General features: G+C 70.9%; 26 protein-coding genes and 3 tRNA genes. 13 read left to right on the forward strand and 16 right to left on the reverse strand.

The genetic code is table 11. The features are described 5' to 3' along the window. Positions 1-110: 110 nt before the first annotated feature. The 5 genes from JS756_RS08440 to JS756_RS08460 all read right to left on the reverse strand — a co-directional run bounded on the left by JS756_RS08440 (position 111) and on the right by JS756_RS08460 (position 4904). Positions 111-1262, reverse strand: a complete 1152-nt coding sequence (locus tag JS756_RS08440; RefSeq protein WP_240203487.1) for a tyrosine-type recombinase/integrase — start codon at positions 1260-1262, stop codon at positions 111-113. 70 nt (positions 1263-1332) lie between these two features. Next, complete coding sequence (locus JS756_RS08445) at positions 1333-1521, reverse strand: helix-turn-helix transcriptional regulator (protein WP_205382390.1); 189 nt, start codon at positions 1519-1521, stop codon at positions 1333-1335. A gap of 113 nt (positions 1522-1634) precedes the next feature. After that, the gene (locus tag JS756_RS08450; protein WP_240203488.1) at positions 1635-3053 is read right to left on the reverse strand and encodes a DNA primase family protein; all 1419 of its coding nucleotides are present in this window, start codon (positions 3051-3053) and stop codon (positions 1635-1637) included. Positions 3054-3384: 331 nt separating this feature from the next. Next, the gene (locus JS756_RS08455; protein WP_205382391.1) at positions 3385-4257 is read right to left on the reverse strand and encodes a bifunctional DNA primase/polymerase; all 873 of its coding nucleotides are present in this window, start codon (positions 4255-4257) and stop codon (positions 3385-3387) included. Continuing rightward, positions 4254-4904: a class I SAM-dependent methyltransferase gene (locus JS756_RS08460; RefSeq protein WP_205382392.1), complete on the reverse strand. Its 651-nt coding sequence runs from the start codon at positions 4902-4904 to the stop codon at positions 4254-4256. Before JS756_RS08460 ends, JS756_RS08455 begins: the two co-directional genes overlap by 4 nt. Before the next feature lie 174 nt (positions 4905-5078). Between JS756_RS08460 and JS756_RS08465 the strand changes: the two genes are divergently transcribed. Beyond that, positions 5079-6053, forward strand: a complete 975-nt coding sequence (locus JS756_RS08465) for an HNH endonuclease (RefSeq protein ID WP_205382393.1) — start codon at positions 5079-5081, stop codon at positions 6051-6053. Between the two features lie 28 nt (positions 6054-6081). Here JS756_RS08465 and JS756_RS08470 read toward each other — a convergent pair whose 3' ends face one another. The 7 genes from JS756_RS08470 to JS756_RS08500 all read right to left on the reverse strand — a co-directional run bounded on the left by JS756_RS08470 (position 6082) and on the right by JS756_RS08500 (position 11068). Then, positions 6082-6549 carry a hypothetical protein gene (locus JS756_RS08470; protein ID WP_205382394.1) on the reverse strand — a complete coding sequence of 156 codons (468 nt, stop codon included), beginning with the start codon at positions 6547-6549 and terminating at the stop codon, positions 6082-6084. 204 nt (positions 6550-6753) lie between these two features. Continuing rightward, positions 6754-8880 (reverse strand): FtsK/SpoIIIE domain-containing protein, encoded by a 2127-nt coding sequence (locus JS756_RS08475; protein WP_205382395.1) that lies wholly within the window; start codon positions 8878-8880, stop codon positions 6754-6756. 99 nt (positions 8881-8979) lie between these two features. Next, a complete protein-coding gene (locus tag JS756_RS08480) occupies positions 8980-9279 on the reverse strand; it encodes a hypothetical protein (protein ID WP_205382396.1) in 300 nt (99 codons plus the stop codon). A 2-nt stretch (positions 9280-9281) separates the two neighbouring features. Then, positions 9282-9608: a hypothetical protein gene (locus JS756_RS08485; RefSeq protein WP_205382397.1), complete on the reverse strand. Its 327-nt coding sequence runs from the start codon at positions 9606-9608 to the stop codon at positions 9282-9284. A gap of 21 nt (positions 9609-9629) precedes the next feature. Then, a complete protein-coding gene (locus tag JS756_RS08490) occupies positions 9630-10511 on the reverse strand; it encodes a protein spdB (RefSeq protein WP_205382398.1) in 882 nt (293 codons plus the stop codon). Then, on the reverse strand, positions 10508-10777 hold the full coding sequence (locus tag JS756_RS08495) for a DUF6284 family protein (protein ID WP_205382399.1): 270 nt from the start codon (positions 10775-10777) through the stop codon (positions 10508-10510). Before JS756_RS08495 ends, JS756_RS08490 begins: the two co-directional genes overlap by 4 nt. A 114-nt stretch (positions 10778-10891) precedes the next feature. After that, positions 10892-11068 (reverse strand): single stranded DNA-binding domain-containing protein, encoded by a 177-nt coding sequence (locus tag JS756_RS08500; RefSeq protein WP_205382400.1) that lies wholly within the window; start codon positions 11066-11068, stop codon positions 10892-10894. 768 nt (positions 11069-11836) lie between these two features. Between JS756_RS08500 and JS756_RS08505 the strand changes: the two genes are divergently transcribed. Next, a complete protein-coding gene (locus JS756_RS08505; RefSeq protein ID WP_205382649.1) occupies positions 11837-12844 on the forward strand; it encodes an NsdA family TPR-like regulatory protein in 1008 nt (335 codons plus the stop codon). Here JS756_RS08505 and JS756_RS08510 read toward each other — a convergent pair. Continuing rightward, entirely contained in the window at positions 12828-13616 is a 789-nt protein-coding gene (locus tag JS756_RS08510; protein WP_205382401.1) for an NUDIX domain-containing protein, read from the reverse strand. The two genes, JS756_RS08505 and JS756_RS08510, sit on opposite strands and share 17 nt — an antisense overlap. Before the next feature lie 97 nt (positions 13617-13713). Here JS756_RS08510 and JS756_RS08515 point away from each other — a divergent pair. Then, positions 13714-13820 (forward strand) — tRNA-OTHER (locus JS756_RS08515). Positions 13821-14660: 840 nt separating this feature from the next. Next, a complete protein-coding gene (locus JS756_RS08520) occupies positions 14661-15770 on the forward strand; it encodes a PP2C family protein-serine/threonine phosphatase (protein ID WP_240203501.1) in 1110 nt (369 codons plus the stop codon). A 264-nt stretch (positions 15771-16034) separates the two neighbouring features. On the opposite strand, the gene JS756_RS08525 is transcribed toward JS756_RS08520, so the two are convergent. The 3 genes from JS756_RS08525 to JS756_RS08535 all read right to left on the reverse strand — a co-directional run bounded on the left by JS756_RS08525 (position 16035) and on the right by JS756_RS08535 (position 19117). Then, positions 16035-16316: a hypothetical protein gene (locus tag JS756_RS08525; RefSeq protein ID WP_205382403.1), complete on the reverse strand. Its 282-nt coding sequence runs from the start codon at positions 16314-16316 to the stop codon at positions 16035-16037. A 484-nt stretch (positions 16317-16800) separates the two neighbouring features. Beyond that, positions 16801-17454 (reverse strand): SDR family oxidoreductase, encoded by a 654-nt coding sequence (locus tag JS756_RS08530; RefSeq protein WP_205382404.1) that lies wholly within the window; start codon positions 17452-17454, stop codon positions 16801-16803. Positions 17455-17860: 406 nt separating this feature from the next. Next, a complete protein-coding gene (locus JS756_RS08535; RefSeq protein WP_205382405.1) occupies positions 17861-19117 on the reverse strand; it encodes an amidohydrolase family protein in 1257 nt (418 codons plus the stop codon). Between the two features lie 337 nt (positions 19118-19454). On the opposite strand from JS756_RS08535, the gene JS756_RS08540 reads away from it, so the two are divergent. The 9 genes from JS756_RS08540 (at position 19455) to JS756_RS08580 (ending at position 25347) form a co-directional block, all read left to right on the forward strand. Next, positions 19455-19527 (forward strand) — tRNA-Thr (locus JS756_RS08540). 46 nt (positions 19528-19573) lie between these two features. Then, positions 19574-19646 (forward strand) — tRNA-Met (locus JS756_RS08545). Between the two features lie 86 nt (positions 19647-19732). After that, positions 19733-19897: a 50S ribosomal protein L33 gene (gene rpmG / locus JS756_RS08550; RefSeq protein ID WP_003948671.1), complete on the forward strand. Its 165-nt coding sequence runs from the start codon at positions 19733-19735 to the stop codon at positions 19895-19897. A 137-nt stretch (positions 19898-20034) separates the two neighbouring features. After that, positions 20035-20499 (forward strand): MaoC family dehydratase N-terminal domain-containing protein, encoded by a 465-nt coding sequence (locus JS756_RS08555; RefSeq protein ID WP_205382406.1) that lies wholly within the window; start codon positions 20035-20037, stop codon positions 20497-20499. Between the two features lie 7 nt (positions 20500-20506). After that, the gene (locus JS756_RS08560) at positions 20507-20935 is read left to right on the forward strand and encodes a MaoC family dehydratase (RefSeq protein ID WP_205382407.1); all 429 of its coding nucleotides are present in this window, start codon (positions 20507-20509) and stop codon (positions 20933-20935) included. Positions 20936-21388: 453 nt separating this feature from the next. Continuing rightward, positions 21389-21958, forward strand: coding sequence for a TetR/AcrR family transcriptional regulator (locus tag JS756_RS08565; protein WP_205382408.1), 570 nt, complete (start codon positions 21389-21391; stop codon positions 21956-21958). A 143-nt stretch (positions 21959-22101) separates the two neighbouring features. Next, positions 22102-23544 (forward strand): DHA2 family efflux MFS transporter permease subunit, encoded by a 1443-nt coding sequence (locus JS756_RS08570; RefSeq protein WP_205382409.1) that lies wholly within the window; start codon positions 22102-22104, stop codon positions 23542-23544. A gap of 34 nt (positions 23545-23578) precedes the next feature. Further along, positions 23579-23959 (forward strand): DUF3291 domain-containing protein, encoded by a 381-nt coding sequence (locus JS756_RS08575; protein WP_205382410.1) that lies wholly within the window; start codon positions 23579-23581, stop codon positions 23957-23959. 332 nt (positions 23960-24291) lie between these two features. Continuing rightward, positions 24292-25347 carry a UDP-N-acetylmuramate dehydrogenase gene (locus JS756_RS08580; protein WP_205382411.1) on the forward strand — a complete coding sequence of 352 codons (1056 nt, stop codon included), beginning with the start codon at positions 24292-24294 and terminating at the stop codon, positions 25345-25347. Positions 25348-25606: the final 259 nt, after the last annotated feature.

The raw sequence follows: 25606 nt of genomic DNA on the forward strand, positions 1-25606 counted from the left end.
TCGTGGTCGTCGCCGTGAGCGTCCTGGCGCTCGGAATGGCGGTGATCTGGCGGAGAGCTGAGCGTGCAAGGCGCCGGCTTGACTGATCTGATCGCTCAACCGGTCCACAACTATTGACAATTACTCCGGGCTTCCGCCCACACCTCTCCGTATCCGGTGTCCTGGATGAGCCCGCCGCGCTGCGTCCGGAACAGCCGTCCGTCGGGGGCGACGCCGTAAGCCGTGACGTGCCACCGCAGCAGGTTCACGAGATCGGGCGGGATCGGCACGGTGCGGACGGCTTTCCGGGGCCGGTGCTTGAGCCCTCTCCGGTCGTGTGCCTCCCCGCTGTCCGTCCAGGCCGAACCCGAGCGCGGACGGGTCTCTCGGAGCCGCAGAGTGCCCCACCCACGACGGGGCAGGGCACAGTCCTGGAGGCGGAGACCGATGACTTCCGCCGGCCGCGCCGCCGCGTAGTACATGCAGCCGAAGAACGCGACCAGGCGCCGCCCGCGGGCGCTCTGCCTGCGCACGGCATCGAGCAGCGCGAGAGCCTGCCGGGGGTCTGGCACTGAGGCGGGGTCCAGTTCCTCCGCTACCTGCTCCGGAGCTTTCCACTGCACCTGCGGCAGAGGGTTGTCCGTCAGACGGCCGGCGTCGACGGCGTAGCCGAGTGCGTTGTGGAAGATGGCCCGCTTCCGGCGGATGGTCGACGCGGATGCTGTCGTGCCGTCCAGCTTCTTGGTCAGTGCGTCCAGGGCGGCTCGTACCTGCATGCGGTCGGCCAGCGCGGACGTGGGCAGGGACTTCTGTTCGAACCAGTCCAGCACGGCGGCCACGTCGTCCGGCGGTTCCTGGTCACGGCGGCTCACATTGAATGCCCAGCTATAGAGTGCCGTCCGTACCGTCTGGGCGTCGGCCATGCCCTTGGTGTCCCTGATGAGAGCGGGCGTGACCGTGGCCATGGCTTCAGCGAGCGTCCGGCGAGTGGAGCCGGGGGAGTGCTGCCACTTCATCTCGATGTACTCGCGGGCGTGCCGGTACCAACTCACGTCGTTGCGCTGCCGCAGCTCAGAGAGTGGTACCCCGGTCGACTCGTCGAACGGCTCGCCGGCGTGTGCGGCTCGCAGTAGCTCAGCGCGTCGGCCCTCCGCCAGCGTCTTGGTGCCGAACGTCTGGGAGTGCGGAGTCTCGCCCGTCTTCCAGCGCAATTCTGCGGAGGACTGGCCACGGTCCTTGCGCTGTCGGACAGACCAGATCCGAACGTCGTACGTCTTCCCCATCGGGGGCCTTCCTGCGAAAGGGGCCCGGCGTGAGCCGGGCCCCTGGGGCTGTATCGGTGAGGCGGTGTGATCAGTAGGTGGGCGTGTCCAGGCTGCTGAGCCAGTCGTCCAGGTCGTCGCGGCGCACCCGCAGGTGACCGTTGGGCAGCTTCACCAGCCGCGGCGCCTGCCCGCGTGCGCGCATGCGGTAGAAGGCAGCGCGGCTCATGCCGATCTCGGTGAGGACTTCGGGGAGCTTGAGCATCCGGGGGCGGGCCATTTCACTCCTTGGGGAAGGCGTGGTCCGGTGCTGAGTGAGTTGGAGTGACATTGCTCTGAGTCGCGACTCACCGCGACTCAGAGGCGGGTACGCGGCGTTTGAGTCGCGGTGAGTCACGACTCAGGCAGATGTGGTTCGGACGCGGTGAGCGTGATCCCGCTGTACGTGGCGACCTGCCGGCCGTAGGCGTCGCGGGGGCGCGTGCGGTTGAGCCGGGGGACGACGGAGAGCAGGTTGCGGCCGAAGACCTGTTTGGTCCCGGGGCGGACGCCGTTGTCCTCGGCCCACTCCCGCCAGACCATCCACAGCGCATCTACGGGGATGGTGCACGTGGGCCCGGTGGTGCAGCGCTCACGGACGAACGCGCTGGTGGGTGAGGCGGTGTCCTGCATGGTGGTGATGGCTTCGCGGCTGGACGTCGGTTCGGTGATCCGTCCGCTGTGCTGGAGACGGGCGAGCCCTTCCAGCGACCAGTTCAGGATGCCGGGCATCTCGGCGGTGAGCCGGTCGGTCAGGGTGGTGTCTTCCTTTCCCAGCCACGACGTGCGCATGCTGAGCAGGATGAACCGCTTGGCGATGACGCCTGAGGAGTCGCCGAAGTGCGGCAGCTCGTTGGACAGGATCACCAGCCGGGTGGGGAGCTTGCCGGTCCAGGGCTCGCGGTACTTGCGGTCGATGTCGATGGTGTCCTCGCCGGAAATGGTCAGCAGCCGTTCTACGACCTGCGTGTTGTCGTTGCCGGAGAGGCGGGCGTCGGAGATGACTCCGAGGGGCTTGCCGACCAGGGTGGACAGCCCGAAGTTGGTGCCGAGTCCGGCGAGGGTCGGGCCGGCGAGGTTCTCCTTGCCGACCAGCGCTTTCAGTACGCGCGCGATGGTGCCCTTACCGGACCGGGTGGGGCCGACCATGAGCAGGATCTTCTGCTGGTCTGTACGGCCGGACAGGACGTATCCGAACCATTCCTGTACTGCGCGGATGGAGTCGGGGTCATTGGGCCAGAGCTGGGACAGGAACCCTTCCCAGGTCGGCGCGGTGGCGTTGGGGTCGTAGGCGAAGGGGACGGACACGAGGTTGAAGAAGTCGGGGGTGTGCGGCAGCAGCGCGCGGTCACGGATGCGGAGCAGGCCGTTGGTGCACGCCACGATCGGGCCGCCGTCCGGCTCGCACGCGTCGGCGTCGTGGAGCCACGCGGGCGCGTCGGTGTCGGTCGGCAGGAGGGTGATGGCTCCGAGGGCGTCCAGCAGGTTGCTGATTTTCGGTTTGGTGGGGGCCCAGTGGCGTTCCTCGGTCTCTCCGTCCTTGACGGCTACCTGGTAGACGGCGTGCTCAAGGCGCTCGTACATGGCCTTGCGGACCTGGGCTTCGTCGATCTCGCGCCAGCAGGTTCCGTTCCAGCGCATCCAGGACGCACGCCAGCGCCGGTAGATGAGCTGTCCGTCCTCGGTCTGCCAGTCGGGCAGCAGGCGGCGGGCGACGGCCATTGGATGGGACGGCGCGGGGAGTTCCTCGGTCTCGGGGGCGGGGCGGTCCATCACGCGGCATCCCTCCGTTCCTGGGGGCTGCGGAGCGGGCAGGCGTCTCGGTGTGCGGTGTGGTCGGCGATCAGGGCCAGGACGCGGGCGCGGCCGAACGCCCGGCGGTTCCATCCGCACTCGCACCGTGAGGATGCGGTGGGGGTGGCACCGTTGGGGGCGCTGATGGTCAGCCACGCGACGGGGTACCGGCCGTCGGCACGGCGCGGGTCAGGGCGAAGGACAGAAAGGACGCCCTTGCGGGCGGCGACCTTCGCTTCGCCCACGGACGGCTGTGGCGGACCCTGTACGGCGCCCTGAGGACCGTTTACGGGATTCCGTGTTGGTTTGTTCATGCCGCCCGCCCTGAGGGCGCCTGGAGGCCGTTGGCGACCGCGCGGCGGGCGTAGGTCTCCGGGACGCCCACGGAGACGGCGGCGGCCACGATCTCTTCCCCGAGTGCCTCCAAGGCACAGGGGCCGGGGCATGCGGTGTGCTGGACGGCGAGGAAGCGTGCCGCGCCGAACGCCTGTGATCCGGCGCCGGATTCGGTCCGGGACCGTACGAGGGTGAGCCCGCGTTCCAGGCCGGTACGCACGAAGCGCTCGGTGTGTCGGCACCCGGTGGCGGCGTGCCGGTCCCATGGGGTGCTGGGGGAAGACACCACCCCTGCGCGGGCGGGGGTGGTGTCTTCCTTCTCGACCAGCGCGCGCACGGCCGACGGCAGCGCGGTCATCGGGCCGGTGCCGTGGCCCAGCCAGCGGGCGTACTGCATGCGCGACTTGACATCGACTCCGGGGCGCACGGCGTTCGCCGACCGCATGGCGCCCCGGTAGATCCAGTGCTCCCCGCGCGTCGTCTGCACGGTCCGCGTGGCGGGCAGGGTGGTACGGGCCCAGGCGATGGCGTCCGCGTCGTCCAGGTCGACCACGGTCAGCCCGGCGCCGCCGGGGTGGTAGCCGACGCAGACCGCTTGCCGCCAGGCCGCGACCCACGGGGGCGAGGCGATGAGGGACGGGTCGGTGGTGGCCGCGGCCCAGGCATGGCATACGCCGGGGCAGTGGCAGGGGCCGGGGGTCTTCATGTTCGGTCGGCCGCCGCACGAGTTGCCCGCGCACGTCGTGCAGTTGCCGAACGGCACCTTGCCCCGGCGCAGGGGCAGCACGGGCACGCCGGACGCCGCGAGGCTCAGTGCGGTGTGCAGGGGGTACGGCGTCTTGCTCATGCAGCGGCGCTCCCTTCGAGGGTGAGGAACTGGGCGGCGATCCAGTGGGTGTAGGCCGGGGGGACGGCCTTGCGGGCTTCGAGGTTGGTCATCCAGGTGCAGCCCATGGCGTCTGCGTAGGCGCGCTCTGCCTTGTGGGCGAACGCGAGCAGGCCTTTGTGGTGCCAGCAGGGTGGGACCAGGTCCCCGCCCCCGCCCCACGACGTCTCGAAGACCCGGTGACGGCGGACCTTGAGGCCGAACTGGGTCCCGCAGAGCAGGTAGTCCGGGCGCAGCAGCCCGGCGGCGGCGGTCTCGGGGACGTTCTCCAGCACCCACGGTCGGCCGGTCGCCTGCATAACTTGGCGCCCCGAACCGATCAGGTCTGGGTGCGACTCGGGGTTGCCGCGCCACCTGGTGACGGCGGCGTAGCGCTCGCAGGGCCAGGAACCGTGGACCAGGTCGAAGGCGTGGCCGTGCTGCGCTGCGTAGTCCAGGCCGTCGGCTTGGACGAAGGTGAAGGGGTAGTTGGGCTGCGGATGGATGTCGACCCCGACCACGTCGAAGCCGGCGAGGTAGTAGCCCATGGATAGCCCGCCCGCCCCGCAGCACAGGTCCAGCAGGCGCCGCCCGTTGGGGCGCCGCAGCGGCAGCGCGTGGCCGTTCATGCGGTCCTCTCCGGTCCGGCGTGGAGCGGGGAGTTGTCGGTTCGCGGGATGTCGGTGGGGTGCGTCATGCTGTGAGCTCCAGTTCTGGAAGTGGTTCTGGACGGTGGGCGGCCGCGGTCTTTTTGCGGAGAGGCGGCCGCCCGTGGCTGTCGGGACGTGGGCGAGGGGGAGTCGATGACGAACGCGTGGCTGGTGCTGGCGGTGGGGGACGATCGCACCCACGGCAGCAACGACGGCTACGACGACGAGCCGTCGCGGCACTACAGCTGGGACGACACGGTGCCCAATCACGCGGCGTTGGCGGTGGGCGATGTGATCGCCCTGTGGGACAAGAAGTCGCTGTTGGGCGTCTCGGTCATCGAGGTCATCGAGACGGGACAGGCGGTCAAGAACACCTACACGTGTCCCGAGTGCGGCAAGGCGAGCTTCAAGCCGCGCAAGGTCAAGAAGCCCACCTATCTGTGCTGGGACTGCGCGGCCCAGTTCGATGAGGTGGTCACCCATCGCAAGACGGTGAAGACCTACCGCTCCCGCCACGACGCGGCCTGGGTGGACATGTCGGGCCTGCTGCCCGGTTCCGTCCTCCGGTCGCTGTGCGATGCCCCCAAGTCACAGCTGAGCCTTCGCCCGCTGCGGTGGGAGAAGCTGAGCGCAGCCATCGCCGCGACCGGAGCACCGACAACGATCACCATCGCGGAGACCACACAACAGCGCATCGCGGGTGGGCACCGACAGGCCACCGTGCGAGTGCGGGTCGGACAGGCCGCCTTCCGCAAGCGGCTGCTGGACGAGCAGGGCCAGACGTGCGCCTTCACCGGGCCCGCCCCGGGAGCTGCCCTGGAAGCCGCCCACCTCTACAGCTACGCCGACTCCGGTGAGCACCACGCCCGCGGTGGCCTGCTGCTGCGTCGCGACCTGCACCGCCTGTTCGACCTGGGTCTGATCGCCGTCGACCCACGGACGGGCCTCCTGGACGTCTCGGGTGAACTGGCCGCGTACCCCGAGTACGCCCGGCTTCAGGGAAAGCCGCTCGGGGTCAGGCTGACTCCGGACCATCGTCGATGGCTGGCACAGCACTGGAACATGCACCGCACGCCACAGGCCGACATCCCTGCCCAACAGGGACAGGAACAGCTCCTGACCACGTGAACCACCAACCAGGTCGCCCGTGACCTGGCTAGCCGTGGAAGTGGTTGCGCTTGAAGACGGCCCTGCGGATGTTGACCGTGGTCCCGCCGCCCTGGCGGCCGGTCGTGCTGAGGATCTGCACGGCGATCCATCCGCCGAAGATGACCGTGGCCAGGGTGATGAGCTGGGTGACGAACGCGGTGAGTGCGGCGATGAACGAGGTGAGCAGAAGCAGCCCTGCGCACACGGCAAGGAAGCCGACGCCACCAAGGGCGACGTTCACGGCCGTCCGGGACACGGCCGGCTTGGCGACCACCGGTTCCGGGCGGGCCGGTTCGATGGCGTAGCCGGTGACGACCCGGCCGTCGGGCAGGACGATGCTCGCCACCGCCGGAACGCTGCCGGGCTGCACCGGCACGACCGACGCCGGGGCGGTGGCGGTGGGTGGGATCGGGGTGGGCTGGTGGACTTCCACGGCCCGCCGTGCGGGCGGTTGGTGGGTGTGTTCGGGGTGCATGCGGAATCCCTTCCGAACGTTGGTCAGGGAGGCAGCGGCACCCCCTTCGGGGTGTCGTGTGGAGGGGTGTTCGGGGGGTCTGGCGTGCGTGCCTCCCTGACTCCCTGGACGATCATTTGTGCAGGTCAGGGTCAGGGAGGTGGCCCAGGGAGGCGGTCAGGGAGTTCTCCCTGCCTCCCTGACCGTTCGGGGGTCGGCTCCCTGTCACCGGTCGGCCGAAGCGGAACCCTCGGTGTCGCGGTTGGCGAGCGCTTGGGCGACGCGGTCGCGGGCGACGACCATCACGCCGTCGGACTTGTACGGCTCCGCGCCGACGTCGTCCAGGACGCGCTTGAGGTCGATGAACGACCAGCCGCCGTAGGCGTCCGCGTTCCGCGTGGCCAGCCGCGCCAGTACGTCCTTGGTCCGCACGCGGGGCGCGTCGCCGATGACGGCGGCGATGTCGGCGAGCGGATCGTGTTCCTCGCCCCGTTCGATGGTGTGCAGGGTGGTGACGCCGTCGCGCAGGGCCTTGGCCCGGTCGGTGAGGGCTTCGGCGGCGTCGTCGTCGATGTAGTGCGTGCGCACCGTGAGGGAGGACTGCCCGGCGGGGATGGTGATGCCGTCGGAGGCGACGACCAGGGTGCCCCGGTCCAGGCCAGGCCGCAGCAGGTTCGGCGCCGCCCCACCGTCCACGGCCTTGTCCCCGAGGGCCATGCGGGCCTGCGACTCGGTTCCCAGGGCGAGTGAGGCGCGGGTGTGGGCGCCCTCGCGGACCAGCTTGGGCAGGTTCTCGTTGGTGGGGTCCTGGGTGCCCTGCCACATGAGCACGTTCACGGCCCGACCCTGGTTGTGGATCTTCCGGACGGCCATGAAGTACCGGGAGTTGGCCTTCGAGCCACCGTAGGGGCGCTTGTCCTCGTCCTTGGCCGGGCACATGAACGCCACCTGCGCCTCGTCGACCAGTACGATCAGCGGCGGAAACGTCGTGCCGGCCGGGGCCTGGATGCGGCGGTTCATCTCGTCCACCGCGCCCTCGACCATCTCGGTCACCTGGATCACGTGCTCGTCGGTCGGTCCCTGGATCAGGGTGGTGGCGAGTCCGTCGAACATGGCCCAGTCGCCCACGCCCTTGAGGTCGCCCATGAGGAACTGCACCGACTTGTCCAGCGCCAGCCACAGGGCCAGGGAGCGCAGGGCGACGGTCTTGCCCTGGTTCGAAAGCCCCGTGATGAGCAGGTGCCGCTGATACAGGCTCAGCGCGGCGGCGTCGCCGCGCAGGTCCTGACCCCAGGGTGCGCGGCCCTTGGCGTAGTCGGCAGTCATCGTGTCGTCGACCACGAGCGGGGACGGGCCGATCGGCTCGTCCAGCGCGCCGGAGTCGGCGATCCACAGCCGCACGGTGCGGGCGGCGGTCGGGATGGTGATGAACACCTCGTGCTCGTGCCGGGTCAGGTTCTCGGCCAGCTTCCGGCGCCGGTTCTGCACCTCGACCGTGGACACCCCGGAGGGAAGGGCCACGTCGACCTCCACCCCGCATCCGGCGATCCGGATCGGTCCGAGCATGGAGGCACCGGCGTCGCCCATTTCCTTGATGGCGTTGCGCAGGGCGGGGACGCCGAGGTCGCGCAGGGCCTTGACCACGATCGAGGGGGTGATCGGCTCCCCCTCACTCGACCGCACGTTCGCGGGCAGGGCCCAGGTGGGTGCTGCCTGCTGCTTGCGGCCGACCGACCACAGGGCCAGCAGCGCCAGGAACGGGCCGATCGTGAGGGCCGGTCCCCACACGATCCGCACGATCCGGATCAGCAGAGCGATGAAGTCGATGGTCGCCGACAACGGGGTGATCACGTCGCCGACGTGGCCGCTGTTAAGGGCCATAACGACGCCGAGGGCTACCAGCACACCGATGCTCATCCCGGCACCGACGACCACGCCCTTGGCGGCCTCCACGGGGGAGTGCAGGAGGTCCATGCGGCGGTGGTGGCGGGCGGCACGGAAGCGCTGAAGGCGCTCCTCCCACTCCTCGGCCGCTTCCAGGTTCCCGGCGGCTTCGGCCGCACGGATCATCCGCTCGTAGCGGGACCCGGTGCGGCCGTCCCAGGTCCGGCGGGCCACGATCCGGCCGCCGTTGATGGTGTAGAGGCCGTGCCGGGCGGCGGCACGCGTGGCGGTGCGGGTCCGCTCGTGCGTGATGGCGTTCTTCACCGCACGGCCAGAGCGCACCCACAGCGGCACCGGCTTGGCCGGGGCGGGATCGGGGACCACGGTCAACGTGGTCACGGTCGCCTCATCGGCGATGTCGGCGGGAGGGTCGGGGTTCTTGTGCAAGCGAACGACGTTCTCGGACATGCTGGGAGTGCTCCTGACTGCCCCCAACAAGGGGGCGGGAGTGGAGGGAGTGGGCCGGGGTGGCCGGGTCCGTGGCAGGGATGGCCACCCCGGTGCAGGTCAGCGGCCCTGACGGGCCCGGTTCTCGATGGCGCTGAACTGGGACGGCTCGGTGCGCGGGCCGTCGACCCAGCAGAACGGGCGGATACCGGCGGACGCCTTGAAGACGCGGATGGCGGCGCCTTGCGGGGCATCGGGCAGGGCGTAGACGCGTCCGCCAGCGAGGGAGGCCAGCAGCCGGGCGCCGTGGTGCTCGCACCCGTCGGCCCCGGCGTTGACCGCGTCCAGCACGGTCACCACGACCGGACCGACGCAGGCTGTGGGGTCTTCCGGGTGGGCGGCAGGGCAGCGACCGGTCATGCTCACCACCACCCCGACGACTTCCTGGCCTTCTTGGCGGCCTTGGCGGCGGCGTACTCGCGCACGATGCGCTGACGCTCGATGTGCAGGGCGGTGATCTCGGCCGTCAGCCGGGTGATGGCCTGCTCGGAAACGGACTCCAGCCGGTTCTCCTGCCGGGTGGTGCTCTTGCCGCGCAGGACCCGGTACGAACCCCCGGCGAGCGCGCCGAGGACCGTGCGCCGCTCAAAGCTGTTCAGGGGCCACATCTCGCCCCGGCGGACCGCTTCGAGCTTGCGGTTCGCCTTGCTGATCTCGCGGTCGATACTGCGGGTGTCGGGCTTGCCCATGGGTGAGGACTCCTCAGTAGGTCACGGTGCGGAGCGGGAGGGGTAGACCACGACGCGCTTCCACGCGGCGCGCAGACGCACCTCGGAGGCGGAGTGGCCGGCCGCGCGGAAGCGGATGGCCATCTCGCGGTAGGACAGGGCGGGCGTCTCGCTGTGCCGGATCTCCTCGACCAGCGCGTCGAGGGCGGCGTTCGAGAGGGCGTTGCCGTCGCCTGCACGGAGTGCGACGGGCTCTGACGGCCCCCACACCGGCAGCTCCCACGCGGCCGTGACGTCGGGCGTGACGCGGGCCGTCACGCTGGTCAGCGCCCTGCCGGTGTCCTCACCCCGCCGTGTCGTCTCCAGCGTCGACCACGCGTCGGCGAGGGTGGCGGCGGTCCTGGCCTGGACACGTGCGACGCGCGCGCCAGCCGCCGTCACGGCCGTCAGCCGGGTCTCCTCGGTGCAAGCATCGGCGCGCAGCCGGGCACGGGCCACGGCCGCTTCGTCGCGGGCCTCCTGCTGGATTCCCGCGATGGCGTCCAGCGCGGCCGGGGTGAGCGCGGTGCGCTCCCACAGGCCATGCACCAGCCACAACGCCTTCGCCGCGACCGGGAGCCACGCCACGGCCAGCCACGCGCCGCGCGAGTGGTCGGCCATCAGCGCGTGCGCGACCAGCACGCCCGTGGCGACTGCCCCGAACGACCAGCCGACGGCGGTCACCGCGCGGCTGTGGTCCCCCTGCGCGGCCAGCCTGCGCTCGTAGGCCAGGGTGGCCAGCCACCCGCCGTCGATGCCCAGTCCGACGACCAGGGCGACGGGCCACGGCATCGCGGTGCCCAGCCACATCACCACCACGGCCAGGGTGAGCACCATGGAGACCGCCGTCATCGTGACGGCGGGCAGTACGGTCCTGGCCTTCATGCCGCACCACCGGGCGCACTCGCGCCGGCCGTACGGTTGGCCAGGTCCCGCCACGCGGCCAAGGCCCGGTTGCGCGCCCTGCGGATCCGGCGGGCGTCCACCTCGTTCACCGGCCGGTCCAAGGCCTTGATCTGCACGTCCAGCAGGTCGACCTCCGCCAGGATGACGGGCATCTCCTGCTCGATCGCGTCCAGCTCCGCATCCGTCGGCTCCATGAAGTCGGCGAACGCGGTAACAGCGTCCTGAACAGTCACGATGTGATCCATTGGGTCGCGATTCCTTCCAGGGGTGTACGGCCCGAACAGCGCCCCCGGAGCTGCAACTCCGGGGGCGCGCGCCGTTGCGATGGCACCCCGCGCCGTGCGCGCGGGGGAGTGCTGCTACTGGCTGTCGTTGACGTCGTCGATCAGGACGTTCTGCCCGTAGCCGTCCCGCAGACGGACGATCTGGAAGAAGCTCCCGCCCACGTCCGTGATCCGGTGCGTCTCGCCCTCGTACTGCACGTCGGTACCGACCTGGTCGACGTTCGGGTGCTTGGGGTTGGTCAGCCTGCGCATACCTGTGTCTCCTCGTGTCGATGGAGAGGACAAGAGCCGGTCCCGCGACCAGAGCGGTCAACGGGGCCACCGACTCCCCACGCTCCCGCCCGTACGCCCGCACGCAGAGCGCGGGACGGACGGGCGAGAGAGGCAGTCGGCCGCAGCAGCGGTGCTGCGAACGAGAACGGACCGGGCTACTGCGTGGCACCGCCGGCCGGTCCGTACCGGCGGCGCCTGGATATGTCGTCGGTACACACCGACCTCCCGCGTTCGCAGGGACTTGAGGCGCGGCTTCATGCCGCGCGGTCCGTCTTTTCGACTCGGGGAGACGGGGCCCGCATATGCAGTTCTCAATCAGCCGGCGCTTCCTTCGAACCCGTTTCACGGGGCCCTCCAGGCGCTACCTGCACACCGGGATTCCAGAACCAGCCTGCAATCTGGTGCGCACCAGTAGAGTGCATCTGGTGCGCACCAGTGTCAAGGTGGTTCGCTGATTCGGTGGCGGTCGAGCCGCCGCGGTGCATCTCCAGAAGACCTCTGGAGGCAGGGCCGCCGGTAGCCAACAGGGCTTAACTTCCGGCCTGTTAACCCCTGTTGACCTGCGGCAATGTTCGTCATCCTGGCAAGGTGGTGCGAGGGGAACCAACGCCGGGAGGTGGGCCCGTGAGTGCGGGACTTCGGAGTGCGCGGACGGCGCGCGGGTGGTCGCAGGAGCGGTTGGTTCGCGAGATCGAGCAGTTCGCCCGACGGAACCTCACGGACGTTGCGTCAACCGCGAGTCTGCGGGTGTACGTGTCCGAGTGGGAGAACGGCAAGCGCACCATCTCTGACCGGTACGCGCGCGTCCTGCGGCAGCTTCTCGGCGTAACGGATGAGGAGCTGCGGGATTCCGGTCCGGCCCCGGTGGCGCCGACCGCCGACGGCTACGACGACCTACTGAGCCGGATCGATTCGGCCAGCAGCGTCAGCGAGTCCATGGTGAAGATGTTCAACGACCAGACTGAGCTACTGCGGACCATGGACCGCCAGAGAGGCGCCGCAGCCCTGGTCGATCAGATGTCCGGCCATCTGTCCGCCCTCGAAGACGCGCTCAACTTCGCGGTGCTGCCTGCTGCCCGTCGCCCCGTGGCCCTTGCGCTCGCGGGCGCCTCAACTCTTGCGGCATGGCAGGCAATCGACTCGGGGGCCGTCGAGCGGGCGTGGCGGCACTACGAGCTTGCCAAGCGTGCGGCGCGCGATGCTGAAGAGCCCATGTACCTGGCCCACGCCATGGGCGAACAGGCGTACGTCCTCTGCGAAGCGGGACGGCCGGCGCTCGCCGTCGACCTCGTGCGGGATGCTCAGCGCACTGTTGGGCAAGCCGGTTCCGCCCGACTCCGGGCATGGCTGTACGCCGCAGAGGCCGAGATGTGCGCTCATGCTGGGATGCCCGAAGACTGCCGGCGTGCACTGGACTCGGCCATGGCCGTCGTCCCGTCGGGCCCCGAGGACCGTGACCCGGACATGCTGAGCATCTTCCTGAACGGCGCGCATCTGGCCCGGTGGCAGGGCAATGTGCTCGCCCTGCTCGGGGAAGAGTCGGCGGTCACCAGCCTCTACAGCGCGCTCGAAGTGATGGACCCGACCTTCGTGCGCGCCCGGAGTGGGCTGCACGCCGACCTGGCCCAGGCGCACCTCACGCGAGCCGAGTACGACGAGGCCAGCACGCACCTGCGGCAGGCCCGACTGTTGGCGAGCCGGACCGGTTCGGTCCGGCAGCGCCGTCGCGTCGACCTGCTCAGTGCGCGGTTGTGAGTCCCTGAGTGCGTCGAGCCGCCAGGATGTGGAGCAGTGCGACCAGGGTTCCGGAGCCCAGTAGCTCACCCCGGGCCATGAGCCCGGGGATGTCTGCCAGAGGTACCCACTCGATGTGACCGGACTCCTCCGGGTCGCTCGGCGCACCGACCTTCTCAGCGCCGTGTCCCACGAAGATCTCGTGCGGTGAGTCGACCATGCCGACCATGGGCTGATAGCTCACGACGTGTTCCAGCGATCTGGGACGCCACCCCGTCTCCTCGATGGTCTCCCGCATCGCCGTGTCCGCAGGGTCTTCCCCCTGGTCGACGATGCCGCCCGGCAGCTCCCAGCCGAATTGCTTCGGTACGAAGCGGTACCGCCACATCATCAGGACGCGGTCCTGATCATCAATGACGGCTGTGATCGCTACATGGTGAAGCTTCACGACGTGGTGTTCGAACCGCTTCACTCCCGGCGGCTCCACGTCCCAGAGCTGGAGTTTGACCCATCGGTTGTCGTAGACGTCGCGCTCGCCATGGATTCGCCAGGGCTCCAGCCCTTCGGGCCGCTCAACGCTCACCGCGCCCGGTACCCGGTACGAACTCCGTCCCCGGACCTCCAGCAGTCCCTCTGAGACGAGGCGGGCGAGCACCTGCCGTAGGGCTGTCCGGCCGATGCCGAGTTCTTCCACAAGCGTGCGTTCCGAGGGGAATTTGTCGCCGGGGGCGTACTCACCTGCCGCGAGTCGCGCGCGAAGCGTCTCGTAGACCTTGGTCGTCTTCGGTCCCATCCGCGGAGCACTCTCCGTTCTGACGTGGTGCGTACCAGCGTAGCGGGGATGGGTCACGCTTCCTCCGGCCGTCGGGTAGCCCATGGGGCACGTGTGGGGCAGTGGGTCCTCCAAAGGTGGATATGCACAGGCCACGGCGTGATCGTCGCGCGGACTGTAAATCTGCCGGCTCAGCCTTCCCAGGTTCGAATCCTGGCGCCGCCACACGACCGAAAGGGTCCGTGACCAGCGAAAACGCTGGACGCGGACCCTTTCGTCGTTCTCGGGGCGATGTGGGGCTGTTGTGGTTGAAGATGATCTGGCCATATAGGTACAGTTTGTTCCGCCTTGGTGCGCAGGGTGGGCTGTGAGTGAAGAGGCGGCCGTCCGGTCCGGCGCCGGACCGGGGAACCGCGATCGAAGCGTTGCCCTCGGGCGTCGTGGTGGGTGCTGGATCTGTTCGGCCTCGGTCGGCGTGCAGCTGCGAACCCAGCGGGTTGCGGGTGTTCCGGCGTGAACCGGACAGCGTGCCGTGCTCGTGCTTCTCGTGGCGGACGTGGCCGGCTTCTTGAGGTGGCGCACGGCGGCCCGCTGATTGTCGGCGAAAAGGTCTGGTCGTCGCTGTCGAGGATGCTGCGACTGGCATAGGTGCGTGCGCGGGGAGTGCCGACATCGGTCCCGGAGCTGTTTCGCTGTTTGATGGGCTGTCGGGGTGGGGCGGTTGGTGAAAGGACTCCTCTCCGTCGTCTCGGGAGGAGGGGCCGCCTCGCGGAGGTGGTCGTTCTGCGCTCCTTTTCGTCCAGGTCCTGTTCGTCTGGACCGGCCCGTCCGAATCGAATTGCCCTGCATGCTTAATGTCGGCTTTCGCTGTGCGTGGCGACTGCCGGGGTGATCGGGTGTGCCGCCTTGCTGCTCGAGTGTCTTGAGGGGCGGGCGGGGGAGGTGCGGCGCGAGGGGTGAGTGGAGGTCTGAGCCTCTGCAAGGCATGCTGAATGCATGCAGGCGCGCTTGTGGTCGACCTCATGGCCGGGAGCGGGCAGGCACGGCCGGGTCCTCTTGGTGTTGATGCAGTGTGTGCCCTTCCTGATCGGGCTGGCCGTGCTGGTCATCGAGCTCACGCCGGCCCATTTCATCTACACCGGCCCCTTCCTCACCGCGATCCCGGCGCTCGCGGCGGTGACCCTGGGCCCCGGCGGGACCGCTGCGGCGGCGGGTCTGGCTCTGGCGATCAGCGTGACCACGGCCACTCATAACGATGCCTGGGGCACCTTGCAGGTCTATACCAACTTCCTGGCCTTGGCCCTGGTTTCCACGGCCAGCTTCATCACCAGCACAGCCATGCAGACGCGTCGGCGGAGAGAACTCGACCAGGTGCGTCGGATCGCCGTGGCAGCCCAGGACGTGGTGCTGCGGCCCGTACCCGCGCGGCTGGGCCCGGTGCGCGCGGCAAGTCTGGGCCTTGCGGCCGGGACGGGCGCGCAGGTGGGCGGGGATCTGTACGAGGCGGTGCAGACCCGGTACGGCGTCCGGATGATCGTGGGAGACGTCCGCGGCAAGGGTTTGGTCGCGGTGCGAGCCGTCGCGGTTGCGGTGGGTGCCTTCCGGGAGGCCGTGCACTACGAATCCGAGCTGGTGGAGGTCATGAACCGCTGCTCGGCTGCTCTGCGCAGGGAAGTCGTGGTGCAGGGCGCCTTCGATGAGGAAGTTCGGATGGAAGGGTTCACCACCGTGCTCATCGCGCAGATTCCGGACGAGCCCGTGGTGCAGCTCGTCAATCGTGGGCACCCGCCGCCGCTGCTGTTGCACGAGGGCAAGGCGACGCCGCTGATGCCCACCTCGCCTTTGCCGCCGGTCGGATTGGAAGATCTCGCGACCGGCCCTCCGCCGAAATCCGAGAGCTATCCCTTTCTCCCGGGCGACCGTCTGCTCCTGTACACCGACGGGGTGATTGAGGCCCGTGATCCCGCCGGTGAGTTCTTCGATCTGCCGAAGGCCGTGGAGGGAATGGGTTCCGATCCCGTACCGCCGGAATTCCTGGAACAACTGCACCGGGCGTTGCTCCGCCACACCCAGGGCGACCTGGCGGACGACGTGGCGATGCTCCTGGTCGACCGGCTCGACGGTGAAGGGGAGCCGTCTTCCGATGATGTGGACGTCGGGGAGACACTGCTGTGAGCTGAGCAACCGCCCGCAAGGCGGGTGACGCCGCTCCGTGCCCAAGACAGGCAGGCGGGTGGGCGGCCGGGCCCCGGGCGGGCGCTGAGGGCTGTCCCCGGTTCTTGCTCCGGTTCGTCCGGTGGGTTCCGCCGTGTGGTTCTGGTGGGTTCGGCCGTGTGGTCCTGTCGGGTCCTTGCCCCGGGGATTCGGTCCGGGGAGAGCGCAGCGCCGCTCGACGGCCGTCGCCGGGTCGTGGGGTGCCGCGTCGGCGTCGAGCCGGCGTCACGCCTCGCCGGTGGGGGGCTCCTGGGCGATCTTCTTCACCTCCGCCTCGACCTCGTTGCGCGGCTTGCCCTCGCTCTTGGCGTACTCGGTGACCGACGCCTGTGCCTCCCGCGCGAGGTCGCGCCAGGCGCGCCAGGCGGTTTCGTACGTGCCGTGCTGCTCGTCGGCCCAGGCCGACGCCGTCGGGGCGCCGAAGGCGTCGCGCAGCTCCAACACGCGCGCGTGCGCCTCGTTCGCCGCACGCTGCTTCTCCACGAGCTCGTCGAAGGTGTGTGCCACGTTGGGATGCTAAGGAGGTCACGGCACATCCGCGCGGCGGGCCGGGCGCCGCGCGCGCAGGGGTACACGACTGGCGCACCGGGGCAGACCGCCCGGTGCCCAGCCGCCCCGTTCGCTGCTCGCCGGCTTCCGGGAGAGCGCTGCCTTCGCGAGCCGGCGTCACCGCGAGCGACCCGGGCTTCGCCCGGCACGTCCCGCCCGACCCCGGGGGAGCGGAGTGCCGACGTCCTGTGCCCGTTCGGGGCAGGCCCGCCCGACCGGGCACGATGCAGCCGAGATCGGACTGACACATCGTTCCGCAAGTCCCTGGCCGCCCCTTCCGGCGGTCCGGTGGTCCGACGGGGTGGCGGGGCGGCGGGCCGTCGGTCTGTGGGGTCGACGGGGCGGCGGTCGGACGGGCCCGTGTCGCAAGCTGCCCTGGCGGCCAGGTGCTCCTCGGGGCTGGGCGGCGGGCGGGCCCCTCAGAGCCGTCGATCCGTCAGGGTCAGTTCCCCGCCACCGACTTCACCGCCACCGAGACCGGAGTCGAGCCGCTGACCAGCTCCAGGGTCAGTCCGGCTGTGGCCGTGCTGTCGACGAGCTCGGTGAGGACGGCGGCCACGTCGTCGCGGGGGATCGGGCCGCGGCCGGTGCGGGCCTCCAGGCGGACCAGCCCGGTGCCGGCGTCGTTCGTGAGGGAACCGGGGCGCAGGATCGTCCAGTCCAGGTCCAGGCCACGCACATGGTCGTCGGCCTCGCCCTTCGCCCGCAGGTACACGTCGAACACCTCGTCGCCCTGGTGCCGGGCGTCCGCACCCATCGACGACACGACCACGAAGCGCCGCACGCCCGCCCGGACCGCCGCGTCCGCGAACAGCACGGCCGCGCCCTTGTCGACCGTGTCCTTGCGCGCGATCCCGCTGCCCGGACCCGCACCCGCGGCGAAGACGGCCGCGTCCGCACCCTGCAGATACGCCGCGACCTCCTCGACGGACGCCGACTCCAGGTCCAGCAGGACCGGTTCGGCGCCGGCTGCGCGGAGGTCGGCGCCCTGTTCGGCCTTGCGGATCAGCCCTGCGACCTCGTCCCCGCGCGCGGCGAGCAGGCGCTCCAGCCGCAGCGCGATCTGACCATGACCACCAGCGATGACAATGCGCATGCCTTCGACCGTACGCCCGTGGCGTCGCATCCGCCGCACGATGCCGACAGCGCGCTCCCGAGTCGTGCACGGCGCGTGGAACGGCGCTCTCGGTCTGCCGTGCGCCGTCCGTTCGACCTCGACGCGCCGGTTCTTCCCGCTCTTCCGCCCTCCCGCAGTACGCCGGGCGCCCACCCCTCCGCCTCTCCGCCGGGCGTGGGCGCTGCCGTGCGCCGGTACCACGCCTCGCACAACGGCTCACGCGCTGTCACTGCACGACTGGCGCCCCCGCGCCCCCGGCACCCGCCGCGCCCCCGGCACCCGCGTTACTGCACCGCCGTATGCGCGCCGTGCACGGCGCGGGGGGCGGCCCGCACACGGCCGTGCCCGTAGCGCGGGGGGACGGCGCGCGGCGATCCGTGCGCCGTCAGGACAGCTCCTTGCGCCCCTGTCGCGGCAGGCCCAGCTCCACCGCCACGGCCGAGTCGCAGAATTCCCTGACCGCGCTGGTGCGTGCCACCACACGCCCCCGGTGGATCACGATCCGGCTGTACGCCAGGGACAGCGCGCCGGAGAGCCGGTCGCCCCGCACCGCCAGCAGTTCGGCAGGGAAACCCGCCTCCACGCGCACCTCGGGCAGGCCGATCGCGGCGCGCGCGGCGGAGCTGACGGTGTCGTAGGCGTCCTCGGGGCGGAGTTTCTCGCGTGAGGCGAGCAGGTACGCGGCCTCCAGGGGATCACCGCGGCCCACGGGGTTGCCGGCGTCCCGCAGGGCACCGCTGCCCGCCGCCAGGTGCACGCCCGCAGCGCGCAGGAGCCGTACGGGCGCCGTGTCCCGCTCTTCCGCGCTCCCGCAGCCGCCCTGCGGCAGGCACACCACGGAGACGCCTGCGGCGGCCAGCTGGTCGGCGGTGCGTCCGGCGATGTCCGCGGGCAGCCGGTCCAGGCCGCCGCACGGTCCGATGGTCACACCGGGCCGCAGGCCGCCGGACATCGCGGCCACGCGCGCGAGGCGTGCCGGATCTGCGGCGTCGGTGTGCAGGTCGACGGGGCAGCCGTGCTCGGAGGCGACCGCCAGGACGGCCTCGACGTAACCGGTGGGGTCCGGGTCCAGGTCCGGGCAGCCGCCCACCACGGAGGCGCCCATCTTCATCGCGTCCCGCAGCATGGCGAGTCCGTCGGCCCCCGCCGCCCCGGTCAGCACACGGGGCATCGCCACCGTCGACAGCTCCACCAGTCCGCGCAGCGCCCGCCGCGCCTGCAGGACCGCGGCCAGTGCGCCGAGTCCCTGCACGTCGCCCACGCGCACGTGCGCGCGCTGAGCGGTCGCGCCGTGCCCGAGTTGGAGCAGGGCGGCCTCGGTGGCCCGGCGCTGGACGTCGTGCGCGTCGTACGGGACCGGTCCGCCGAGGTCCGCCGACAGCGCGGTGTCGGCGTGGGCGTGCGGTTCCGCCGGCGCCGGCAGGAGCAGGAAGCCGCTGAGGTCCAGGCGGGTGCCGCCGCGGGCGCCTCCGGCGGTCAGGCTCCCGGCGGTGCCCACCGCCACGATGCGCCCTGCGCCCAGTCGTACGTCCACCCGCCGGCCGTCGGTGAGCCGCGCCCCGCTCAGCAACAGGGGAGAGGGGTGGGCCGGGCCCGAGGGCGGCGGCGTCGCGTGGGGCGGCTGCTGCTGACTGTCGGGCATCGCGCTCCAGGGGCTCGGGCCTGTCGTTCGGGATGACGTCCGGTCGTGGTCCGGTCGCCGTCCGGGTGTCGTCCAGTTGCCGTCGGGTGCTCGGATCGTGCCCGGCACGCCCGCGCGGTCGGGTTCCGGACCGGGCTGCGGTGCAAGATCGCACAGGCTTCGAGCCTAGGGCGGACGCCCGCCCCCGTAGCGGAGGAGCGCAATAGTCGTACCGGTGTGGTCCGCCGTTCGGATGGCGCGGTCGGGGCCCGTGAGAAGGCTCTGCGGTGCCGCCGGCGAGGGCGCGGGATACGGATTTGGGCGAACGGCGGGCGACCGTGTAATGTCTTCATCGCTCGCCCCAATAGCTCAGTCGGCAGAGCGTCTCCATGGTAAGGAGAAGGTCAACGGTTCGATTCCGTTTTGGGGCTCTGGTGAGAGAGGTTCCCGCCGCAAGGTGGGAACCGATCGATCCGCAGCGGTGTAGCTCAGTCGGTAGAGCAAGCGGCTCATAATCGCTGTGTCACCGGTTCAAGTCCGGTCACCGCTACTCACAGTAGCCGATTGCCGGGTCGGTCCGTCGATCGGCTACTCTTTTTGCGTTAATAGCCTACCCGTTCGTCAAGGAGCACTCACGTGGCTGCCACCGACGTCCGCCCGAAGATCACGCTGGCCTGCGTGGAGTGCAAGGAGCGGAACTACATCACCAAGAAGAACCGGCGGAACAACCCCGACCGGCTCGAAATGAAGAAGCACTGCCCGCGTTGCAACGCGCACACCGCGCACCGCGAAACGCGCTGATCCAGGCTCGTACACGAGGCCGCCCCCGCAGTCGGGGGGCGGCCTCGTGTCGTTTCCGTGCCGGTTACCCACCGGTTCGGGCAGGCGGCCAAGTCGTCCGCCGGTCATCCACAGCAGACACCAGGAGGTGCCGGGCCATGGCGCTCGACCAGTCCTTCGTCGGGCGGAGCTACCCGCCCACCGAGCCCTACGAGGTGGGGCGCGAGAAGATCCGTGAGTTCGCGGAAGCGGTGGGGGACGCCAACCCGGCGTACACGGACCCGGAGGCCGCCAAGGCGCTCGGCCACCCCGACGTCGTGGCCCCGCCGACCTTCGTCTTCGCGATCACCTTCAAGGCGGCCGGTGCGGTCGTCCAGGACCCGCAGCTCGGCCTGGACTACAGCCGTGTGGTGCACGGCGACCAGAAGTTCGCGTACACCCGCCCGGTGCGCGCGGGGGACCGGCTCACCGTCACCTCCACCATCGAGGCGATCAAGTCGATGGCCGGCAACGACATCCTGGACGTTCGCGGAGAGGTCCACGACGAGGCCGGCGAGCACGTCGTGACCGCTTGGACGAAGCTGGTCGCCCGCGCGGCGGACTCCGGTGAAGGGCAGGACTGAGGACCACATGACCGCGAAAATCGCTTACGACGAGGTCGAGGTCGGCACGGAACTGCCCGTCCGGTCCTTTCCCGTGACGCGTGCCACGCTCGTCCAGTACGCGGGCGCCTCCGGGGACTTCAACCCCATCCACTGGAACGAGAAGTTCGCCAAGGGGGTCGGCCTCCCGGACGTCATCGCCCACGGCATGTTCACCATGGCCGAGGCGATCCGGGTCGTCACCGACTGGACGGGGGACCCGGGCGCGGTCGTCGAGTACGGCGTGCGCTTCACCAAGCCGGTCGTCGTCCCCAACGACGACCAGGGCGCCGTGATCGAGGTCGGCGGCAAGGTCGCGGCCAAGCTCGACGACAACACCGTCCGTGTGGACCTCGTCGTGACCAGCGGCGGGCAGAAGGTGCTGGGGATGTCGCGGGCGGTCGTCCGTCTGGCCTGATCGGCGGACCGGCGGCAGGGTGTCCCGGCAGACCGGCAGACCGGCAGACCGGCAGACCGGCAGACCGGCAGACCGGAGGAACCGTGGCCGGCGTCCCGGCGTCCCGGCGTCCCGGCGTCCCGGCAGGCCCGCCAACCCGCAGACCGCGAAGGTCGCCAGGGCGTCCGGTCATCCGGCCATCCGGGCATCCGGCCATCCGGCCTGGAGCCGACATGCCGCCGGACCGACGCACCAGCAGGTCGGCACAACGTGAGGCCGGCACACCCGGAGGTCGGCACACCGCAGGCCGGCGGACCCGCAGGCCTGCAGGTCGGAAGGCGGGCCGGTCCTGCGGCGGGCCTGCCGTCGGTGACGTGTGACCGGCGGCGGCCAGGGGGCGTTCCTCGGTGGAGGGCGCCCCTGCGTGCGTGCATGCCCTTGACGAAGTTAGTGATTGAGCACTAACTTACTCTCATGGTCAGGATGAGCGCAGAAGAGCGACGCGAGAGTGTCGTCCGGGCGGCGACCGCCGAGTTCGCGCGAGGTGGTTACCACGGCACCTCGACCGAGGCGATCGCCAAGCGGGTCGGTGTCTCGCAGCCGTACCTCTTCCGGCTCTTCCCCGGAAAGAAGGCGATCTTCCTCGCGGTGGCCGAACGCTGCGTCGAGGACACCATCCGGACCTTCCGGCAGGCCTCCGAGGGGCTGCACGGCGAAGAGGCCCTGCATGCCATGGCGAACGCGTACACCACGGTCATCGCGGAGCAGCCCGAGCGGCTGATGATGCAGATGCAGATGTACGTCGCCGTGGGCGCCGCGGAGGCGGAGGGCGACCGCGAGTTCGGTGAGGCCGTGCGGGCCGGCTGGATGCGGCTGTGGGACACGGTCCATCTGCCGCTGGGGGCGGACGTCGACGAGACGACGACCTTCATGGCGTACGGCATGCTCATCAACTGCCTGGTGGCGATGGGCTTCCCGCCCGACCACCGGGTATGGGAAGGGGTGTACTCGTCGGCCCGGCTGCCGGACGGGCCGGAACGGTAGTGCGGGCGGCGGGTGCGCGGTGGCGCGGGCCCGCGGCCGTGCGAGCGGTGGTGGTGCAGGGGTGTGGAGTGAGTGCATTCCTGTGCCCCCGAAAGTTAGTAATCAATAACTAATCAACCTTGTCAGCGCTCTCTGGGGGAGAGATGTCACAGCGAACCGCACCACGCGGGGGAGCAGCATGGGCCCTCGTCATCACCAGCGTCGCCGGATTCATGGCGGCCCTCGACAACCTCGTCGTCACCACCGCGCTGCCCTCGATCCGCAAAGATCTCGGCGGTGCCCTGGACGACCTCGAATGGACCGTGAGCGCCTACACGCTCACCTTCGCCGTCCTGCTGATGTTCGGAGCGGCCCTCGGTGACCGATTCGGCCGCCGCAGGCTGTTCCAGGTCGGTCTGGTCATCTTCACCGGCGCCTCGGCGGCCGCCGCCCTGGCGCCCGGCATCGGCTCCCTCATCGCCGCCCGCGCGGTCCAGGGAGTGGGCGCCGCCGTGATGATGCCGCTGACGCTCACCCTGCTCACCGCCGCCGTCCCCGCGGCCAAACGCGGCATGGCGTACGGCATCTGGGGCGCGGTGAACGGTCTCGCGGTCGCCTCGGGGCCCCTGATCGGCGGCAGCCTCACGGAACACATCTCCTGGCACTGGATCTTCTGGCTGAACGTACCGCTCGGCATCGCCCTGCTGCCGCTCGCCCGCCTGCGCCTCGCCGAGTCCTTCGGCACCGGCGCACCGCTCGACGTCCCCGGCACCCTGCTCGCCAGCGGCGGCCTGTTCGGCATCGTCTACGGACTGGTGCGCGGCCCGGCCGACGGCTGGACCAGCGCCCTGGTGCTGACCGGCCTGTTCGCGGGCGGCGCCCTGCTCCTCGCCTTCGTCCTGCACGGCTCGCGCGCCGCCAACCCCATGCTGCCGATGCGGCTGTTCCGCTCCCGCGCCTTCTCCGGCATCAACGCGGCGAGTCTGCTGATGTTCCTCGGCATGTTCGGCTCGATCTTCCTGCTCAGCCAGTACATGCAGGGCGTCCTCGGCTACTCGCCCACCCAGGCGGGCCTGCGGATGCTGCCGTGGACCGGTATGCCGATGCTCGTCGCGCCGATCGCCGGCATCCTGTCCGACCGCATCGGTGGTCGCCCCGTCGTCGCCACCGGCCTGTTCCTCCAGGCGGCCGGCCTCGGCTACCTGGCCTCCGTGGCCGCGACCGACACCTCCTACGCCGGTCAGCTGCCCGGCCTGATCATCAGCGGCATCGGAATGGCCCTGTTCTTCGCGCCGGCGTCCAACCTGGTCATGTCCAGTGTCCGCCCGGCCGAGCAGGGCATCGCCTCCGGCGCCAACAACGCCCTGCGCGAGGTCGGCGGCGCACTCGGCATCGCGATCATGTCGTCGATCTTCTCGGCACAGGGCGGCTACGAGTCCGGCCAGGCCTTCGTCGACGGCCTCAGGCCCGCGCTGGTCACCGGCTCCGCCGTGGTCGCCCTCGCCGGTGTCGCGGCCCTGCTGATCCCCGCCCGGCGCGCGGGCGGCCGAACCGCGGCGGAGAACGCGCGGGCGCCCGAGGCGGCTCTCGAGACCGCTTCGCACTGACCACGACCCCACCTGCAGGAGCCAGGAGTCCGACATGCCCACTCTTCCCTGGACCGTGCCGAACACCCCGCCCCAGGGCGCCGCCGTCCACGTCTTCGCCTCCCGCTTCGAGACGCGCACCCTCCTGGGAGCGCTCCGCTTCCTGGCGCGTACGGCGGGAGTGTGGCGGCAGGTCGGCCGGGCGCCCGGAGCGTACGGGGCGACGCTGAGGGCGCAGCCGCTGAAACGGACGTTCTGGACGCTGTCCGCCTGGGAGTCGGCGGAGGCGCTGAAGGCGTTCGCCCGCTCCGGCACCCACGCACCGACCTCGCAGGGCCTGGCCGGCGAGATGAAGGACGTGAGGTTCGCCTCCTGGACGACGACGGCCGACCGGCTTCCCCTGCCGTGGGAGGAGGCGGTACGGCGCCTGAAGTGAAGCGAACGCGGCGGGCCGTCCCTTCGGGGCCACCGGTGCCGCCCGCCCGCCGACCGCGGGTGGGCGGCACCCGCGTCCCCACGTCCGCCCACGGCGCCTGACCCGGATCAGCCCGCTCCGCCCGCATCCGCGCCTGCCCACCGCGCTGGAGCCGAGCGCCCGCACCGGGCCCGAACCAGCACACGCGGCTGCGTCCGGGCCCGCAGCCGCGCCGGGGTCGGACGGGCCGGCCGCGCCGAGCCGCACGGTGCGGCGCCGGTGGGGCGACACCTGCGCGGCTGCGGGCCACCCGCGCAGGCCGCCGCGGACGCCCCGTCTCGTAGTCTTGGCGCGTGCAGGAACTCCACGACGCCCCCCTCGCCCCGCTGACCACCTTCCGGCTGGGCGGACCCGCCACTCGGCTGATCACGGCGACCACCGACGCCGAGGTCGTCGACGTCGTCCGTGAGGCCGACGCCGCCGGGACGCCGTTGCTCGTCATCGGCGGCGGCTCGAACCTGGTCGTCGGCGACAAGGGCTTCGACGGCACCGCCCTGCGCATCGCCACCACCGGCTTCGAACTGACGGGCACCACGCTGGAGCTCGCCGCCGGCGAGGCCTGGACCGACGCCGTCGCCCGTACCGTGCGGGCAGGCCTGGCCGGCATCGAGTGCCTGGCCGGCATCCCCGGCTCCGCCGGCGCGACCCCGATCCAGAACGTGGGGGCGTACGGCCAGGAGGTCTCCGCCACGATCACCGAGGTGATCGCCTACGACCGCCGCACCCACCGGACGGTCACCCTCACCAACGCCGAATGCGTCTTCTCCTACCGCCACAGCCGCTTCAAGGCCGACCCCGACCGCTACGTCGTCCTGCGGGTCCGGTTCGGCCTGGAGGACGCGGACGGCCTCTCGGCGCCGATCAGGTACGCCGAGACGGCACGCGTGCTCGGCGTGGAACCCGGTGACCGGGTCCCGCTCGCCGACGCGCGCGAGACGGTCCTGAAGCTACGCGCCGGAAAGGGCATGGTCCTGGACCCGGAGGACCACGACACCTGGTCGGCCGGCTCCTTCTTCACCAATCCGATCCTCACGGACGCCGACTTCGCCGCGTTCCGCGCCCGCGTCCACGACCGGCTCGGAGCCGACGCCGAACCGCCCGCGTACGCCGCGGGTACCGGCCACACCAAGACCTCCGCGGCCTGGCTGATCGACAAGGCGGGCTTCACCAAGGGCTACGGCACCGGCCGGGCCCGCATCTCCACGAAGCACACCCTCGCGCTGACCAACCGCGGCGGGGCCACGACCGAGGACCTGCTCGCCCTGGCCCGCGAGGTCGTCGTCGGCGTCCGCGAAGCCTTCGGCATCACGCTGGTCAACGAGCCGGTGACGGTGGGCGTCAGCCTGTAGCCCTCGGACCCCCAGGTCCCGCAGGCCCCGGAACCCCGCGGGGCCGTCCCGGTTCTTCCGAGCGGCCGAGGGTGTCCTGCCGGGACATCGGTGCCCCGTTGCCCCGCGCCCCGTTGCCCCGTGCCTCGCGAGCGCGGGCGCCGAATGCGGCCTGCCGAGGTGACGGCTGCCTGCGCGCCGACCCTGGTTCCGGCTCCTGGAGCTGGGTAAATCCGGCTTCCGCGGGCCCACAGAGATCGCATAAGGTCGGTCCCGCCCG

Origin of the sequence: Streptomyces actuosus (assembly GCF_016921115.1) — a bacterium.
Classification (GTDB): domain Bacteria; phylum Actinomycetota; class Actinomycetes; order Streptomycetales; family Streptomycetaceae; genus Streptomyces; species Streptomyces actuosus_A.

What these genes read in the sequence shown, in the direction of transcription:
- JS756_RS08440 (WP_240203487.1), bottom strand. Translation starts at nt 1,262, where the DNA reads ATGGGGAAGACGTACGACGTTCGGATCTGGTCTGTCCGACAGCGCAAG.
- JS756_RS08445 (WP_205382390.1), bottom strand. Translation starts at nt 1,521, where the DNA reads ATGGCCCGCCCCCGGATGCTCAAGCTCCCCGAAGTCCTCACCGAGATC.
- JS756_RS08450 (WP_240203488.1), bottom strand. Translation starts at nt 3,053, where the DNA reads ATGGACCGCCCCGCCCCCGAGACCGAGGAACTCCCCGCGCCGTCCCAT.
- JS756_RS08455 (WP_205382391.1), bottom strand. Translation starts at nt 4,257, where the DNA reads ATGAGCAAGACGCCGTACCCCCTGCACACCGCACTGAGCCTCGCGGCG.
- JS756_RS08460 (WP_205382392.1), bottom strand. Translation starts at nt 4,904, where the DNA reads ATGAACGGCCACGCGCTGCCGCTGCGGCGCCCCAACGGGCGGCGCCTG.
- JS756_RS08465 (WP_205382393.1), top strand. Translation starts at nt 5,079, where the DNA reads ATGACGAACGCGTGGCTGGTGCTGGCGGTGGGGGACGATCGCACCCAC.
- JS756_RS08470 (WP_205382394.1), bottom strand. Translation starts at nt 6,549, where the DNA reads ATGCACCCCGAACACACCCACCAACCGCCCGCACGGCGGGCCGTGGAA.
- JS756_RS08475 (WP_205382395.1), bottom strand. Translation starts at nt 8,880, where the DNA reads ATGTCCGAGAACGTCGTTCGCTTGCACAAGAACCCCGACCCTCCCGCC.
- JS756_RS08480 (WP_205382396.1), bottom strand. Translation starts at nt 9,279, where the DNA reads ATGACCGGTCGCTGCCCTGCCGCCCACCCGGAAGACCCCACAGCCTGC.
- JS756_RS08485 (WP_205382397.1), bottom strand. Translation starts at nt 9,608, where the DNA reads ATGGGCAAGCCCGACACCCGCAGTATCGACCGCGAGATCAGCAAGGCG.
- JS756_RS08490 (WP_205382398.1), bottom strand. Translation starts at nt 10,511, where the DNA reads ATGAAGGCCAGGACCGTACTGCCCGCCGTCACGATGACGGCGGTCTCC.
- JS756_RS08495 (WP_205382399.1), bottom strand. Translation starts at nt 10,777, where the DNA reads ATGGATCACATCGTGACTGTTCAGGACGCTGTTACCGCGTTCGCCGAC.
- JS756_RS08500 (WP_205382400.1), bottom strand. Translation starts at nt 11,068, where the DNA reads ATGCGCAGGCTGACCAACCCCAAGCACCCGAACGTCGACCAGGTCGGT.
- JS756_RS08510 (WP_205382401.1), bottom strand. Translation starts at nt 13,616, where the DNA reads ATGGGACCGAAGACGACCAAGGTCTACGAGACGCTTCGCGCGCGACTC.
- JS756_RS08520 (WP_240203501.1), top strand. Translation starts at nt 14,661, where the DNA reads ATGCAGTGTGTGCCCTTCCTGATCGGGCTGGCCGTGCTGGTCATCGAG.
- JS756_RS08530 (WP_205382404.1), bottom strand. Translation starts at nt 17,454, where the DNA reads ATGCGCATTGTCATCGCTGGTGGTCATGGTCAGATCGCGCTGCGGCTG.
- JS756_RS08535 (WP_205382405.1), bottom strand. Translation starts at nt 19,117, where the DNA reads ATGCCCGACAGTCAGCAGCAGCCGCCCCACGCGACGCCGCCGCCCTCG.
- JS756_RS08555 (WP_205382406.1), top strand. Translation starts at nt 20,035, where the DNA reads ATGGCGCTCGACCAGTCCTTCGTCGGGCGGAGCTACCCGCCCACCGAG.
- JS756_RS08560 (WP_205382407.1), top strand. Translation starts at nt 20,507, where the DNA reads ATGACCGCGAAAATCGCTTACGACGAGGTCGAGGTCGGCACGGAACTG.
- JS756_RS08565 (WP_205382408.1), top strand. Translation starts at nt 21,389, where the DNA reads ATGGTCAGGATGAGCGCAGAAGAGCGACGCGAGAGTGTCGTCCGGGCG.
- JS756_RS08570 (WP_205382409.1), top strand. Translation starts at nt 22,102, where the DNA reads ATGTCACAGCGAACCGCACCACGCGGGGGAGCAGCATGGGCCCTCGTC.
- JS756_RS08575 (WP_205382410.1), top strand. Translation starts at nt 23,579, where the DNA reads ATGCCCACTCTTCCCTGGACCGTGCCGAACACCCCGCCCCAGGGCGCC.